Annotated in this window: 10 protein-coding genes; 4 read left to right on the forward strand and 6 right to left on the reverse strand. The window is 61.9% G+C overall.

Annotated features, from left to right (window positions below):
• Position 1 precedes the first annotated feature (1 nt).
• Complete coding sequence (locus EDD52_RS09340) at positions 2 to 1,015, forward strand: cytochrome d ubiquinol oxidase subunit II (RefSeq protein ID WP_207906003.1); 1,014 nt, start codon at positions 2 to 4, stop codon at positions 1,013 to 1,015.
• Between the two features lie 30 nt (positions 1,016 to 1,045).
• On the opposite strand, the gene EDD52_RS09345 is transcribed toward EDD52_RS09340, so the two are convergent.
• From EDD52_RS09345 to EDD52_RS09365, 5 genes are all read right to left on the reverse strand, one after another.
• The gene (locus tag EDD52_RS09345) at positions 1,046 to 1,972 is read right to left on the reverse strand and encodes an SMP-30/gluconolactonase/LRE family protein (RefSeq protein ID WP_132244188.1); all 927 of its coding nucleotides are present in this window, start codon (positions 1,970 to 1,972) and stop codon (positions 1,046 to 1,048) included.
• Positions 1,969 to 2,904 (reverse strand): ABC transporter permease, encoded by a 936-nt coding sequence (locus EDD52_RS09350; protein ID WP_132244190.1) that lies wholly within the window; start codon positions 2,902 to 2,904, stop codon positions 1,969 to 1,971. Before EDD52_RS09350 ends, EDD52_RS09345 begins: the two co-directional genes overlap by 4 nt.
• Entirely contained in the window at positions 2,901 to 3,830 is a 930-nt protein-coding gene (locus tag EDD52_RS09355; RefSeq protein ID WP_132244192.1) for an ABC transporter permease, read from the reverse strand. Before EDD52_RS09355 ends, EDD52_RS09350 begins: the two co-directional genes overlap by 4 nt.
• Entirely contained in the window at positions 3,827 to 5,251 is a 1,425-nt protein-coding gene (locus EDD52_RS09360) for an ATP-binding cassette domain-containing protein (protein WP_132244194.1), read from the reverse strand. The genes EDD52_RS09355 and EDD52_RS09360 overlap by 4 nt, the downstream gene beginning before the upstream one ends.
• 63 nt (positions 5,252 to 5,314) lie before the next feature.
• A complete protein-coding gene (locus EDD52_RS09365; protein ID WP_132244196.1) occupies positions 5,315 to 6,340 on the reverse strand; it encodes an ABC transporter substrate-binding protein in 1,026 nt (341 codons plus the stop codon).
• A gap of 215 nt (positions 6,341 to 6,555) precedes the next feature.
• Here EDD52_RS09365 and EDD52_RS09370 point away from each other — a divergent pair, with 215 nt between their 5' ends.
• The 3 genes from EDD52_RS09370 to EDD52_RS09380 all read left to right on the forward strand — a co-directional run bounded on the left by EDD52_RS09370 (position 6,556) and on the right by EDD52_RS09380 (position 14,727).
• A complete protein-coding gene (locus EDD52_RS09370; RefSeq protein WP_132244198.1) occupies positions 6,556 to 7,734 on the forward strand; it encodes a sensor histidine kinase in 1,179 nt (392 codons plus the stop codon).
• Entirely contained in the window at positions 7,731 to 8,447 is a 717-nt protein-coding gene (locus EDD52_RS09375) for a response regulator transcription factor (protein ID WP_132244200.1), read from the forward strand. The genes EDD52_RS09370 and EDD52_RS09375 overlap by 4 nt, the downstream gene beginning before the upstream one ends.
• A gap of 457 nt (positions 8,448 to 8,904) precedes the next feature.
• Positions 8,905 to 14,727 (forward strand): choice-of-anchor D domain-containing protein, encoded by a 5,823-nt coding sequence (locus EDD52_RS09380; protein ID WP_165907494.1) that lies wholly within the window; start codon positions 8,905 to 8,907, stop codon positions 14,725 to 14,727.
• Between the two features lie 231 nt (positions 14,728 to 14,958).
• Here EDD52_RS09380 and EDD52_RS09385 read toward each other — a convergent pair whose 3' ends face one another.
• On the reverse strand, positions 14,959 to 15,261 hold the full coding sequence (locus EDD52_RS09385) for an SH3 domain-containing protein (protein WP_132244204.1): 303 nt from the start codon (positions 15,259 to 15,261) through the stop codon (positions 14,959 to 14,961).
• Between the last annotated feature and the right edge of the window lie 23 nt (positions 15,262 to 15,284).

Here is a 15,284-nt window from a genome sequence, read left to right on the forward strand (position 1 = left end):
CATGTTGCCAGACTTCTCCAACCCCGCTGACTGGTTGCCCTGGGCCTTTGCCTCGCTGATGGGTCTGTCGATCCTGATCTACGTGGTGCTGGACGGGTTTGACCTTGGCGTCGGCATCCTCTTTCCATTTGCCTCACGCGAGGAACAGAACCGGATGATCGGGTCCATCGGGCCGTTCTGGGATGCCAATGAAACATGGCTTGTCCTTGCTGTCGGTCTGCTACTGGTGGCCTTCCCGACGGCGCATGGGATGATCCTGTCAACGCTCTACCTGCCGGTCTTTGCCATGCTGCTGGGCCTTATCCTGCGCGGCGTGGCCTTCGAGTTTCGGGCCAAGGCGCGCGCCTCGCATCAGGCGACGTGGAACCGGCTGTTCTTTGCGGGCTCGATCATCACGGCGCTGGCGCAGGGCTTCATGCTGGGGCTTTATGTCATGGGGCTGGAACAGGCGTTCGATACCTATCTCTTTGCCGGGATCACGGCTATTTGCCTTGCAGTCGGGTACAGCTTCATCGGGGCGACATGGCTGGTGCACAAAACCGAAGCTGCGCTTCAGCAAAAGGCGCTTCGCTGGGCGCGCGGGGGGCTGTGGGGCGTTATCGCTGGGATCGGTGCTGTCTCTTTGGCAACCCCGCTGGTGAGCGACCGGATTTTCGGCAAGTGGTTCACCTTCCCAGAGATTTTCCTGCTGGCACCCTTGCCGCTGATCTCTGCCGCGCTGATCGTGGCCCTGTGGGTGCTGCTGCGCCGGATGCCCTTTGAGCAGGATCGACGCAGTTGGTTGCCCTTTGCCGTGGCCAGCAGTCTTTTCGCGCTGGCATATCTGGGGCTTGCCTACAGTTTCTATCCCTATGTGGTGCCGGAAAGACTGACCATCTACGAGGCCGCCGCCGCGCCTGAAAGCCTGATGATCATCTTCGTGGGGGCGTGCGTCGTCGTGCCGGTGATTGCGGGCTACTCGGTGCTGTCCTACGTCATCTTTCGCGGCAAGGCGACAGATCTGCGATACGAATGAGCCTCTGACCGGTTGGCTCTTGGCGCAGGGTTACCCAGCGCCTTGCGTCCATGGCTCTGCCCCATGGACATCGACAAAGACTCGGTAGACGGCGCGCGTGGCGGTGATGAACAACCGTTGACCATCACGCCCTCCGAAACACAGGTTCGACACAACCTGCGGGACGAGGATCTTGCCAAGCAGCTTGCCGTCAGGCGCAAAGCAATGCACCCCGTCTGCCGCGGACGTCCACACATTGCCAAGAACATCGCAGCGCAGCCCGTCCGGCAGGCCCTTATCGATTGTGGCAAAGACACCGAGGTCCCGCAGGCTGCCGCCATCGACCGCGAATTTACGAATGACGGCGGGGACCGACGCATCATGGCTTGATCCGCTTTCAGCTATGTAGAGGGTTTTTTCATCCGGGGAAAAGCACAGCCCGTTCGGTTGGACGAAATCCGTCACAACGGCCGTCAGCTCCCCCGCCGGAGGCAGGCGATAGACGTTGCGGCTGGGCTGTTCGGGGTCGCTGCGGTAGCCCTCGAAATTGGAAAGGATGCCGTATGTCGGATCGGTGAACCAGACAGCGCCATCCGAATTGACCACGACATCATTGGGCGAATTCAGGCGCTTGCCGTCGAACGCGTTCGCAAGAACCGTCAGTGAGCCGTCGAATTCGGTCCGGACCACGTCGCGCGCGCCGTGGCGGCAGCCCACAAGACGTCCCTGTCGGTCCCGCGTGTTGCCATTGTTGAAACCCGACCCCGCCCGAAAGACCGAAAGCCCCTCGGCCTCGGACCAGCGCAGGATGCGCTGGCTGGGAATGTCGGAAAACAGCAGGCAGTCATGATCACCGAACCAGACCGGTCCCTCGGTCCAGGTAAACCCATCGGCAATCACGTCGAGCGTGGACATCGGGTGGACGAGCGCGGCAAAGCGGTCGTCGAGAATGTGCAGATGCTGTGGCGTGGTGATCATGCCCGGTTTCTCCTCGTACTGGCTGCGATGACGATGGCGATGATGATGGTTCCAGTCAGCACGTTCCGAAGCCCGGCCACAGCGCCGTAGCTGTTGAGCATCGAAACAACGAGGAACATGAAAAGCGCGGCCCCCCAGACGCCCGGAACGTTTGAATCGCCCCCGGCGATGGAACTGCCGCCGATGACGACAACCGCGATGGACATCAGCAGGTATTCCTGCCCCATGTTCAGGGCGGCCCCGCCCGAAAAGCTGGCGAGCAGATAGCCCGCAAGCGCTGAAAACAAAGCGACAGAGATATAGGTGGCGGCGCGGACAAGCTCTACCGGGATGCCCGCCAGCCGCGCGACCCGCAGGTTTTGGCCCGTGGCCAGCAACCAACGGCCCCAGACGGATCTTTCAAGGATCACCCAGACGACAATGGCAAGCGCCAGTCCGACCCAGGCGACATTGGGCAGACCCAGAAAGCGACCGGTTGCGAAATCGGCCAACCCGGTGGGTGGCTTGATCCGCAGGCCCCGGTTCGACCAGATCGCAACCGATTGATAGACCAGAGAGGCTGCAAGCGTGGCGATGATCGGCGGAAGACGCAGCAGGTAGATCAGCGCGTAATTGGCAAGCCCCGCGCCAAGCCCCACTGCTAGCGCAATGCCCAACCCCAGAAAAGCCGTGCCGGGCTGGCTACCCATTGCCTTCAATGCAAGCGTCGCTGCCAGCGTCATCGTCGCCGGGATCGAAAGATCAACATTCCCCGGTCCCAGAGTGATCACCAGCATCTGGCCAAGGCCCACAATGGCTGCAAAGGCGCCAAAGGACAGGGCTGCATATGCAAGCTCTCCACCACCCCGGCCTGAGGTCAGTGCCGCGGTCACTGCAAAGGCTGCCGCCGCGGCCAGCCAGGACCAAAGCCAGGGTTTGCTGAAGAGCTTCATTCCTCTGCCCCTTTCCGACTGAAGATCAGCCGCGCGGTCAGCACGAGGATCAGGATCGCGCCCTGCGCGCCGATCTGCCAATCCGGGGAAAGCCGCATGAAGGACAGGAAAGAGGCGGCAAGTGTCAGGGTCAGCGCGCCGATCACCGCGCCTGTGGGGCTGACCCTGCCGCCGATAAACTCGCCCCCGCCAAGGATGACCCCGGCGATGGACAGGAGCGTATAGCGCAGCGCGATATTGGCGTCAGCAGAGGTGGTCAGCCCGACCAGTGCCATCCCGGCCAGCACGCCGAACAACCCCGCCAGCCCGTAAGCGAGCGCCTTGAGCCGAACCAGCGACCAGCCCGCGCGCGCAACCGAACGCGCATTGCCACCGACGCCGCGCAGCACCGTCCCGATGCCCGAGCGCATGATCAGAAGGTGAGTGACAGCTGCGATGATCACGGCGGCCACCACCGCCATCGGTGCGATCGGCGGTTTCACGGTCATGAGCGTGCGCAGCCAGTCGGGAGAGACACCCCCCGGCGCAGGCAGGATGAACAGCGCAATCCCGCCCCAGACGAAGGACATGCCCAGGGTCACGACGATAGCCGGCAGTTCCAGCATATGGATGACGGCGCCCAGCAGGGCGTAGGACAGGATCAGCCCCAGCAGGATCAGCGCCCCCAAAAGCGGCGCGTCATTAAGAGAGGTCGCCGTGACGCAGGCGGCAAGGCTGACAAAGGCCCCCAGCGAAAGGTCGATGTCATTGACCATGATGATCAGCATCTGCGCGATAGTCGCCAGCGCAATGGGAACGGCGAGGTTGAAGAGCAGGTTCAGCCCGAAATAGCTCATGGCGCGGGGCTGCATGTAGAAGGTTGCCGCGAGCAGAACAGCCAATGAAACCACCGGAAGGATGATCCTGTGGCGCGCAAGGAAACTCATGATGCCTCCCGCATTTCGAAAGAGGCTTCGAGTATCTTTTCCTCGGTGATGTCGGTCCCGTTAAGCTCTGCGCTGATCGCATGGTTGCGAAAGACGAAGACCCGGTCACATTGGCAAATCTCTTCGGTCTCGGTCGAATACCACAGGAATGTGCGGCCTCTGGCGGCCTCGGCGCGGATCATGGCATAGACATCCTGCTTTGTGCCCACATCCACGCCGCGCATGGGATCATCCATGATGACCACGGGGGCAGGGCTGGCCAAAGCGCGGGCAAAGAGCACTTTTTGCTGGTTGCCGCCGGACAGGGACAGGACAGGGTTGGTCACATCATCGGTGCGAATGCCGATCCGGGTTTTCCAGTCTTTCGCCACGGCCGCCTCTGCCTGCCTGTTGACCATGCCCCGCGTCGCATCGTTCCGCAGAATGGAAATCGAGATGTTGCGCAGGATCGACCAGAGCGGCAGCACTCCGTCCCGTGGCCTGTCTCCCGCCACAAAAACCACGTCAGGGGTCTTGCCCGCATGCCACGCGCTGGACCGAGACAGGAAAAGACGAGCCAGTGCGGCTGCCTGTCCGTGCCCGGCAAGGCCGGAAAGACCGACGATTTCGCCGCGGCGCGCCGACAGGCCCTGATCGGTGCGCACCACTTCGGGGCCGAAATCCCGCCGGGCGGTTGCCACGCCTCCGCTTTCAGCTGCGACATGGCCCATCGCATCGACAAGACCCGCGCGGGTGAATTCTGGCGTTGGACGCTCTGCAACGACCTTTCCGTCTTTCAATACCACGATGCGACTGGCGACCTCGAAAACCTCGCCCAGCATGTGCGAGATGAAAACGACCGCACCGCCATTTGCGCAGAACTGTTTGACATGTGCCAATAGCTGCCGGGCGATGGCCGCATCCAGGGCCGAGGTCGGCTCGTCCAATATGACGAGCCGTGCCTCGCTGCCGCGCGAGGCAAAGCCGATGGCGATCTCGACCATCTGCCGTTCGGCAATGGAGAGCGTGCCGACCTCTGCATCAGGGTCGATGCCGTGGCCGGGAAAGACCGCGTCAAGGCTTGCACGGATCTCTGCCCTTGCGCGCCGTCGCCATCCAAACCCGTTCAATGCGCTGTGCGCAATGCGCAGGTTTTCGGCCACGGTCAGGTTGGCGCAAAGCGACAATTCCTGAAAAACCGACCGCACCCCGGCCCCGAATGCAGTCTGACCCTGTGCAAAGGCGATCTTGCCCGAAGAGGGCGCAAGCCCGCCATTGATCAGGTTGACCAGCGTCGACTTGCCCGCACCGTTATGGCCGACAAGGCCGATGCAATCGCCAAGGCTCACCGACAGGCTGACCCCATCGAGCGCACGCACCGGGCCAAAATGTTTGGCCGCATCGGTCAGCGTCACGATCGGGGCGTTCTCATGATCGGACATGAACGCTCCGTTACCAGAATGGAAGGGACGGGCCGCCGCGCGGGGCAGCCCGCTTGGCTTGCGTCACCCGGCGTCCGCGATGACTTTCTGCGCGTCTTCCAGCGTGTAGGTCACATTGGCGACGGACCCTTCGGGCGTGGTGGCCAGGGCATCATCCAGCGTGTCCTGCGTGATCTTCAGGAAGGGCACTGTCAGGTCTTTTGGCACCTCAGCTCCCGCAAGGATCTGTTGCGAAACCCAGAAGGCGAGCGAGGCCACACCCGGCGCGATCGAGAGAGAGAGCGTCTCATACCCGTTCGCATCGCGCTGCTCGGCCCACCATGTCAGCTCGTCCTGTCGGTTGCCCAGAACGATCAGGGGCGTGTCGCGCCCCGCAGCATTGAAAGCCTGTGCCGCGCCATACCCGTCACCGCCCTGCGTCACAACGCCGACAATGTCGGGCAGCGACGGCAGGATGCCGGCCACGGCTTTCTGCGCCACATCCTGTGCCCAGTCACCATGGACAGACCCCACGATTTCAAACTGGTCATGCTCGGCCACGCCCTCGTGGATGCCCTTGGAAATCTCGTCATCGACAAAGACCCCTGCAAGGCCGCGTATTTCCAGAAGGTTGCCACCATCAGGCAGGCGCGTCGCGAGGTAATCCACCTCTTCCTTGCCCATGGCGGCAAAATCTACCGCGATCCGCCAGGCACAAGGCTCTGTCACGATGCCGTCAAAACTGACAACGACGAGACCCGCATCGCAGGCTTCTTTCACCGCGCCATTCAACGCTGTCGGGGATGCAGCGTTCAGCACGATGGCATCATAGCCCTGCAGGATCATGTTCTGGATCTGTGCGGCCTGCTCGGTCGCCTGGTTCTCGGATGTGGTATAGGCATCGGCGGCCGCGACCTTCCCGTCGGCCACGGCTTGCGCCCCGATCTCCTCAAAGGTCTGCAGCATCGCCTGTCGCCAGGAATTTCCTGCGTAATTGTTGGACAGCGCGATGCGCTTGCCAGAGGTGTCGGCCATGTGAGACTCGGCCTGCGCCAGTCCGGCGACCATGGCAAGGCTTGCCGCGCCAAGCAGCATTTTCGAAATGGTCATGTTTTCCTCCCTTTCGCGCATTCAATTCTGCGCTGTATCCCGCTGCTGTCAGGCAACGGATGCCGCGATGATGTGGCCCCGCCCTGCGGCTGTAAAGGCAGGCCCCCGCAGAGATGGTGCGGGTTCCCGCAACGGCTTTGCGGCTTGGGGTGTTTCCTTTCCTCGCCAGCCTTGCCAAGATTGCGGGGACGCGCAACGCGCGACGGGAGGAGAAGATGACCAATGCCTTGCAGGTCCCTGCGAAGGGGGACGTCTTCCTGCGCATCTCGGCGCATCTGGCAGAGCGGACCGATATCGCCTCGGCGCTGAAGGCCGTGGCGGATGAGATAGCCGAGGTCATTCCCTTCACCCATGCCGACCTGTGTCTTGTCGACGGTTTGGGTTGGATGTCCAGTTACGAGGTCGGCATCCAGACACGCTGGTCGCGGGCGCGGACGCGGGTTGATGCCTCGCCCATCCGCGACCTGATCACCGGGAAATGCGATTTCATGCTGTGTCAGGACGCGATGCAGGATCCGCGCCAGACATTCGCGGGCGCCTGTTCGGAACCAATTATCAACCATGCGCTGCGGTCACGCGTGCATGTGATGATGAAAGTGATGGGCCAACCCATCGGAACCCTGAACATTTCGCACTCCACGCCCGGTCTTTACACCATGGAAACGGTCCAACGCGCGCAGCACGTGGCGGATGTGTTGTCTCCTTATTTTCATGCCCTGCACGCGGCCGAACAGGCACAGCGCGCGGCGCAGGTAGGTGAAGCGGCGCAGGCCCGAGAGGAGGGCTTGCGGCGCGGTGCGCTGGAGCTGACCCAGACGCTGGAGCAGGAACGTCAGCGCATCGGAATGGATCTGCACGATCAGACGCTTGCCGATCTGACCCGCTTGTTGCGCGAGGTCACCGGAGATGCACCGCTGCCGCCCGCAGAGCTCGCCCACCGGATTTCAGAGACGATCGGAGACCTGCGCCGGATCATCGATACCGCCGTTCCGACCTTGCTGGACCTGTTCGGCTTTGCCCATGCGGTGCGGGTCCATCTTGAGCGCGCGGTCGGTCCCAGCACAATCGGCATCGACGTGACCGACGAGACGGATGGCGCGACCGACCGGTTGGAGCCGACCCTGCGCACCGCGCTGTTTCGCATCGCGCAGGAGGCGATCAACAACGCCGCCCGCCACTCTGGTGCGCGCCGTATTTCGGTCCGGATAGAGCCGCGGGACAACAACGGGCTGGTGGTGACGATACGCGATGATGGCCGCGGTCTGCCTGCTGATCCGCAACGCAATTCCGGTCTGGCCCATATGCGCACACGGGCAAGGCTGATCTCGGCAGAGCTGGATATTCTGAACGACTATGGCTGTACCGTCCGGGTTCTGTTGGAGGGTCGGGAATGAAGGCGTTGATCGTCGAAGATGACCAGTTCCACGCAACCTATCTTCAGGATGCGTTGGCCGAAGCCTTGCCTGAAGTGACAGAGATCTTTCATGCGGCAGATGGCGTGGCAGGGGAGGAAGACGCGCGTCAGGGTGGTATCGAGGCCATCGTGATGGATCTGCAGATGGATCGCCGCAACGGGATCGAAGCGGCGCGCACGATCTGGGCGGAACGGCCGCAAAGCCGCATCCTGTTCTGGTCAAACTACGCGGATGACGCGTATCTGCGCGGTATCGCCCAGATCGTGCCCGAGGACAGCGCCTATGGTTACGTGTTGAAGACGGCCTCGCGCGATCGGCTGAAGCTGGCTTTGCGCGCTGTTCTCATCGAAGGGCAAATCATGGTGGATCGCGAAATCCACCGCCGTCAGAAAAGCGGCGCCTCGCTGCGCACCCGGCTTGATGACAGCGAATTCGCCGTGCTGGTCGATCTTGCGCTGGGTCTTCAGGACAAGCTGATTGCGGAAAGGCAGGGGATGTCGCTGCGGACCGTGCAGAACCGGCTGTTGTCCTTGTATGAAAAGCTGGGCGTGCTGTCGGAGTTCGATGATCGCCTGACACTGAACAAGCGCGTCCGGGCCCTGAACCGGGCGCTGGTGACGCGGACAATCAACCTCGAAACGCTTGAAGCGGCACAGAGAGATCTGGAGGCCTGGCTTGTGGATCGGAGCTGATCCCGTTCCTGTTGCCCAAGCCGCGGCGTGAGGCGCGCGCGATTAACAGCAGTCTGGACGCAAGATCAAAGAATGACGTCCGTCATATTGGTTGTGAAAAATTATATAACTGTATCAAGTAATTATAGTATTAAGATTACGCGACAAATTAACAGTTTCCTCTGTGTCCAAACAAAGGCGTCGCTGTACCCATGGGATTACGGGTGGGACCGCACTCGCCCGATTGCAAGACAGAGATGCACGACTTCTGCGTTTGATGAGGCGTTGCAGGGAGAACGTTAACGCTCACCGGACAAACCGTGCAGGCGTGAACACTTTGTTAAGGTTGCTTGGGCACACAACATTAAAGACGGGCAGGCATCTTACTTAACGCAACGTTAACAGCTATCATGAGCATGCCGCGATCCTGCCGCTCGGATCGAATAGTGCGCCCAATTCATTTAATAGGATGACAGTCATGACGACGCTTTCCGCAGGTGACATTGCAATCATTGGTTACACCGGAGAGGGTCAGGGCGGGTCGGCGGACGACAGTTTTGCTTTTGTCCTGCTTCGCGATGTCGACGCTTCAACCGTTATCAACTTCACCGACAGTGAATATCAAAACAACGTATTGAACCCGAACGAGGGGAATGTTCGCTGGACCTCGGGTGGGGCGTTGTCGACAGGGACAGTCGTGACGATCGCGGCCAATTCATCCACCGGGGTGATCAGCGCCACGAGCGGAACAGCCATCTTCGACAGCGATAGCGGGTTTCACGGGTTCAGCTTCGCCTTATCGACCGCAGGCGACCAGCTGATCGCGTATCAGGGCCAGGCGGGCAGCGGCGAGACACCGATCGCTGCACTCAATACAAGGCCCAACGGGTGGGATCCCACAGCCGCGCTCGACGGGTCGGATTCTCAATTGCCGCCGGGGCTGACAGACGGGGTGAACGCGCTGCATTTCGTCGACAGCAGCATCCCCGATGAATATGACAACGGCTATTATAACGGGCCGACCACCGGGACAGTGGACTTCCTGCGCACTGCCATCAACACGGCGAGCAACTGGGTTGGGCAGAACACCGCCTTTGCAACTTCGCCCTTTGCGACCTCCTTTAGCGTTTCGTCAAGCCTGCCACCCCAGGATATCGCTGTGCTTGGTGGAGCGACTGAAATCCCGGATGGCGACATCACCCCCACCACCGCAGATGGTACGGCCTTCGGGGCGGCGGACGTTACCGGCGGCACAACCAGCCGCAGCTACACCATTGCGAACCAGGGTGGCGATCCGCTCAACATTTCGTCGATCCAGATTACCGGCGCACATGCCAGCGATTTCACTGTCACAGCTTCGCCGGTCGGGGCGGTTGGCGGATCTGGCAATGCCACGCTGACAATTGAGTTCGACCCTTCGGCAGGCGGCGCACGCACCGCCACGGTGACCATCGTCAGCGATGACCCGGACGAAGGCAGTTACAGCTTCGACGTCCGGGGCTCCGGCGCAAATCCCGGCTCTGCCACCACGTTGAGCGCCGGCGGCGTCGCATTTGTTGGCTACAATGCTGACGGGTCCGACGCCTTTGCTTTCGTTTTGATGGCGGATGTCACTGCGGGCACGGTGATCAAGTTCACCGATGGCGGCTGGGCGGGCAGCACGTTCCGACAGGGCGAGGGCGCGGTGCAATGGACCGCACCTTCGGATATCAGCGCGGGAACCGTGATCACCTACGATTCAGCCGCCGATGGGGGCGGGCTGGATTGGGACGTCACCGATACGGCCTATTTTTCGGGGAGTTTCGGGATCGGCACGGCGGGCGACCAGATCATCGCCTATCAGGGCAGTGCCGATGGCGCGGGCAGTTCGATCACCAATATCGCGGCACTGCACTATAACGCCGACACGTTCGATACCGTCTATTCGGATGCAACAGGTGTCTCGCTTCTTCCCACCGGGTTGATCGATGGCGATACGGCGATCTCGTTTGCCAATGGCGCCACGGAATGGGACAGCGGCGTCTGGAACCCGTCCAGCCAGCCCACAGAGGCGTTGCTGCGGCAAGCCATCAACAACGAGAATAACTGGACGGGGTCCGATGACCCGCAGACCTTGCCCGCAGGCCCGTACACCCCCAGCGGTGGCCCGGTCGAGCCGGATATCGAACTCCTGGGCAATGCGCAGCCCATCGCATCCGGCGATACCACCGCGTCCTGGACGGACAGCACTGTCTTCACCCCGGCGGCGGTCGGTGGCGGCAGCGTCACGGTAACCTACACGGTGCGCAACACGGGCAGTGACACGCTCAACATCGCGTCCATTGCGCTGTCTGGCGACGATTCAGCGGCATTTGCCGTCTCCAACCTGTCTTCGTCCAGCGTCGCGGCAGGCGCGGCCGCGACCTTTGATGTAACTTTCGATCCTGCGCAGGGCGGCCGCCACGACGCGACGGTCACCGTTGTTTCTGACGATCCGGACGAGGCGAGCTACAGCTTTGCCATTGCGGGCAGCGGCATCGCGACCGGGGGCGGAACGGACCTGTCGGCGGGCGGTGCGGCTATCGTGGGCTATAATTCGACCGGCGCGGACAATTTCGCCTTCGTCCTGTTGCGGGACGTCGTGGCCGGGACAGAGCTGAACTTCACCGATGGTGGATGGACGGGCTCCACCTACCGCGCGGGCGAGGGCGCGGGCCGCTGGGTCGCGCCCACCGACATCTCTGCAGGGACGATCATTGCCTATGACGATCTTCTGACAAATGGCGGAGAGGATTTCTTTCCGGTTCCGGGCACTTACTATCTGGGAAGTTTCGGCCCGTCGAGCGCCGGTGACCAGATCATGCTTTATCAGGGCGAGGCCGACGCGACCGGAACCAACCTGTCCAACGTCTTCGCGCTGCATTTCGAAGCGGCAGAATTTGATACGGTTTACGCCGATATCACCGGATCGTCCCTTGTACCAACCGGCCTGACGGATGGCGTCAACGCCATTTCGCTGGGCGAGAATCCGGTAGTGACGGTGCCGGAATGGGAAAACGGCGTTTATTCAGGCCCCACCAACCTGAGCTTCACAGCCCTTCTGGCGGCAATCAGCGACGAAGCAAACTGGACCACGTCGCACAGCGTCACCCAGACGCTGCCAAGCGGTCGTATGGGCAATGCCCCGCCAAGTGTCGACGTCAACAGCGGTCTGGCGGTCACAGAAGGCGGCGGCGTGACCCTGACAACTGCCATGCTTCTGGCCACGGATCTTGATGGCGACACGTTGACCTATACAGTGACGAGCCTGCCTGCCGCTGGCACGCTTTCTTTGTCCGGTTCAGCATTGGCTGTGAATGACACATTCACGCAGCAGGACGTGACCGACGGCCTCGTCACCTGGACCGATAGCGGCGCGGGTGCCTTGGCCACCTATGATATCGGTCTCAGCCTGTCCGACGGGCAAAGCAGCCTGCCGGTGACCGTGGGGGTCGCGGTGACGCTCACCGATGATGCCCCGCTTTTGTCCGGGCTGACGCCCGATATCAGTTGGGTTGAGGACACAACCGGCTTTCTGAACCTCAGCCAGCTTGTCTATGCGGACGAGGAAGATGCGGTCAACACCCTCACGATCGATGCCAGCACCGGCACATTCCAGGCCATTGCCGCCGATCCCGCCGCAGGCGTGAGCGTGTCGCTTGTCGACACCAACACGGTCACCATTCAAGGCACGCAAGCCGCGATAAATGCTTATCTCGACCTCAATCTGATCGGGCCGATCACATATCAAAGCGCCGCCGACCTGTCCGGCGACAATGCCGACACGCTGACCTTCACCGGCTATGACGGCGCGAATACCACCAGCCTTGGAACGATGTCGATCGACATCGCGAGTGATCCCGAACTGACCGTTTCAATCGCCAGCGCGTCCGTATCGGAAGGGCTTGGAACGACGACGGTCACCGTCACGCGTGATGGTGATACGACAGACGCGCTTCTCGTCACGCTCAGCAGCGACGACGTGTCAGAGGCGACGGCCCCCACGACTGTGCTTATCGCGGCCGGTCAGGCCAGCGCGTCCTTCACTGTCGCCGCGGTTGACGACCTGCTGATTGATGGCACCCAGAGCGTGACCATCACCGCCAGCGCTGCGGGCTATGACAACGGGTCCGACACGCTGGATGTGACGGACGACGATGTGCTGACTGCGACCGACGACATCTTCACCTTTGCGGACACCGTGACGGGGGCAGTCAACGCGCTGGACGTGCTGGCCGCGAACCCGACCACGATCGACATCTTCGCGCCGCTGGCCGCCACGGTCACCGCCGTCAATGGCAGTGCTGCAAATGTCGGTGCGACCGTCACGCTGGCCTCGGGCAATTCCGTCATGCTCAGCGCCAGCGGTCAGTTGACCTATACGATCAGCGCCGACAATGAAGCACTGCCCGTGGGGGAGAGTTCGGCCGAGACGTTCACCTATCAGCTTAACGGCGCCAGCACGGCCACTGTCACGTTGCGTGTCAATGGGATCGACAATGACGATGTCTTCTCGGCTACTGCGGGGTCAGACGGGTTCGACGGCGGTGTTGGCATAAACACCATCACCTACGAGGACGCTTTGAACGGTGTTACCGTTGATCTTTCAGACTCCGCCCAGAATGCCGGGGCCGCCGCCGGAGACGTGCTGGCGAATTTTCAGGTCCTGATCGGCAGCGAATTCGATGACATATTGTCAGGAACCGGCAACGCCGAAGAAATCAACGCGCTTGACGGCAATGACGTGCTCGTGGGGCGCGGAGCCGGGGATACGCTTCACGGCGGTGACGGCTATGATTGGCTGAGCTATGCGGACTCCTCCTCGGGTGTAGCTGTCAACCTCGGGACGGGGTCGGCCAGCGGGGGGGACGCGGCCGGCGATAGCTTCACCGGTATCGAACGTATTGTGGGAAGTGCCCATGCCGACACGCTGACCGGCAGTGCCGAGGACGATCTGCTCAGAGGCGGGGGCGGAGATGACAGCCTCGTCGGCGGCGATGGACGGGATCACGCCGATTATCGCGGTGCGGGCGGCGCGGTGCAGGTCGATCTGAACGCGGGCACAGCGACCGGCGCGGGCGGCAATGACACGCTATCGGGCATCGAGATCGTGATCGGCACCAGTTTTGACGACACGCTGACCGGGAACGGTGACGCGAATGTTCTGCGCGGCGGGCTTGGCGCCGACACGCTGTCCGGTGCGGCAGGCGCCGATTGGGCAGATTATCGTACGTCTGCGGCGCCGGTTTCAGTGAACCTTGATACCGGCGCGACGGCGGGTGGCGAGGCTGCCGGGGATGAGCTCGACAGCATAGAGAACCTGCTGGGATCGGCTGGCGACGACACTCTGACAGGGAATAGTCTTGTCAATGTGCTGCGGGGCGGGGCCGGGGCGGACGTGTTGACAGGCACCGGCAATGACTGGCTCGATTATCGCGGGTCGGACGCTGCGGTAACGGTGGATCTGGCGAACAACATCTTCTCGGGGGGGGACGCTGACGGGGACGTCGTCACAGGCATTCCCAACATCCTCGGGTCCGAAAATGACGACCGGCTGACCGGGGATAGCGGCGACAATCTTATTCGTGGCGGAGAAGGCAATGACACGATGGTCGGCGGCGCGGGGCTCGACTGGCTCGATTATCGCGGTGCAGAGGCTGCCATCACGCTTGATGCAGGCTCCTTAGTGGCTGGCGGTTGGGCCGCGGGCGACAGTTTTTCTGGGTTCGAAGGGTTCATCGGGTCCGAATTTGCTGATGCCATATCCGGGTCTGGCGCCGACGAGGTCATTCGGGGCGGTGCCGGCGCGGACACGCTTGATGGCGGGCTTGGTGTCGACTGGCTGGACTATCGCGGGATCAACGGCCCGGTAACTGTCTCTCTGACTGCGGGAACGGGCACGGATGGCGACGCCGCAGGAGACGTCCTTTCAGGCTTTGAAAACCTGATCGGGACGGGCTTCGGCGATACGCTCGAAGGGGACTCGAGCAACAACATGATCCGCGGCGGCGATGGCAGCGACAGCATTTCCGGGCTGGACGGCAATGACACCTTGCTGGGCGGCGGCGGCAACGACACATTCATCTTCGGTGCGGGCAATGATGCGATCTACGGGGATCAGGGGGTGGACGTGTTCGACGCGTCTGGGCGCGCGTCCACCGATTTCTCGCTGGTGACCAACAGCGCCACGCATGTCACGCTGACAGACCTGGGCTCCGGCGACGTTGATGAAATCTATTTTGTCGAGAGCATTGTCTTCGCGGATACCACGATCCTGATTTGATGCTTGGCGGCCGGGGGGCGCATGCCCCGGCCGCCAATACCCGCTTGGTCTCAGTTACCTGACCAAGGATTGGCATCATCGACCGGAATGGTTTTGCACGATGGCATGCTGGCTCTGGGTACGGGCGAACGGGATGTGCCCGTCGGCCTTCTCCGGGGTCCAAGTCTGCCTGCGCGAGGAAGTGTTCGCGCACTGCCAACAGAGGTCGCGCGATTACGTTTGAACCAGTGATCAAAGTTCGCGCAGATATGCCCAGGACACGTATCCCTTGAGCCCCGGCGCCCGGTCAAGCGAAACGCGGCACCACCGCGTGCTGCCAGTCTGTTCGCATTCATGCACACGTACGACGGACCCGTTGGGCAAGCCCACGATCACGATATATCCAGTGCCCGCACCTGCGCGCATCTTCAGCATGTCGCCCTCATCGACGCCATAAACCTCGTGCCGATTCCGCATATCCGCATTGGCTGGATTGGCGAGGACCGCAGCCATCAAGGCTGCCGCCGCCAAAGCAGCCGACAAAGTAATACGCATCAGTTTCTCCTGTTTTCTGCTCT

Origin of the sequence: Primorskyibacter sedentarius (assembly GCF_004342065.1) — a bacterium.
Lineage (GTDB): Bacteria > Pseudomonadota > Alphaproteobacteria > Rhodobacterales > Rhodobacteraceae > Primorskyibacter > Primorskyibacter sedentarius.

Coding starts and splice junctions, on each gene's coding strand:
- EDD52_RS09340 (WP_207906003.1), top strand. CDS start 2: ATGTTGCCAGACTTCTCCAACCCCGCTGACTGGTTGCCCTGGGCCTTT.
- EDD52_RS09345 (WP_132244188.1), bottom strand. CDS start 1,972: ATGATCACCACGCCACAGCATCTGCACATTCTCGACGACCGCTTTGCC.
- EDD52_RS09350 (WP_132244190.1), bottom strand. CDS start 2,904: ATGAAGCTCTTCAGCAAACCCTGGCTTTGGTCCTGGCTGGCCGCGGCG.
- EDD52_RS09355 (WP_132244192.1), bottom strand. CDS start 3,830: ATGAGTTTCCTTGCGCGCCACAGGATCATCCTTCCGGTGGTTTCATTG.
- EDD52_RS09360 (WP_132244194.1), bottom strand. CDS start 5,251: ATGTCCGATCATGAGAACGCCCCGATCGTGACGCTGACCGATGCGGCC.
- EDD52_RS09365 (WP_132244196.1), bottom strand. CDS start 6,340: ATGACCATTTCGAAAATGCTGCTTGGCGCGGCAAGCCTTGCCATGGTC.
- EDD52_RS09370 (WP_132244198.1), top strand. CDS start 6,556: ATGACCAATGCCTTGCAGGTCCCTGCGAAGGGGGACGTCTTCCTGCGC.
- EDD52_RS09375 (WP_132244200.1), top strand. CDS start 7,731: ATGAAGGCGTTGATCGTCGAAGATGACCAGTTCCACGCAACCTATCTT.
- EDD52_RS09380 (WP_165907494.1), top strand. CDS start 8,905: ATGACGACGCTTTCCGCAGGTGACATTGCAATCATTGGTTACACCGGA.
- EDD52_RS09385 (WP_132244204.1), bottom strand. CDS start 15,261: ATGCGTATTACTTTGTCGGCTGCTTTGGCGGCGGCAGCCTTGATGGCT.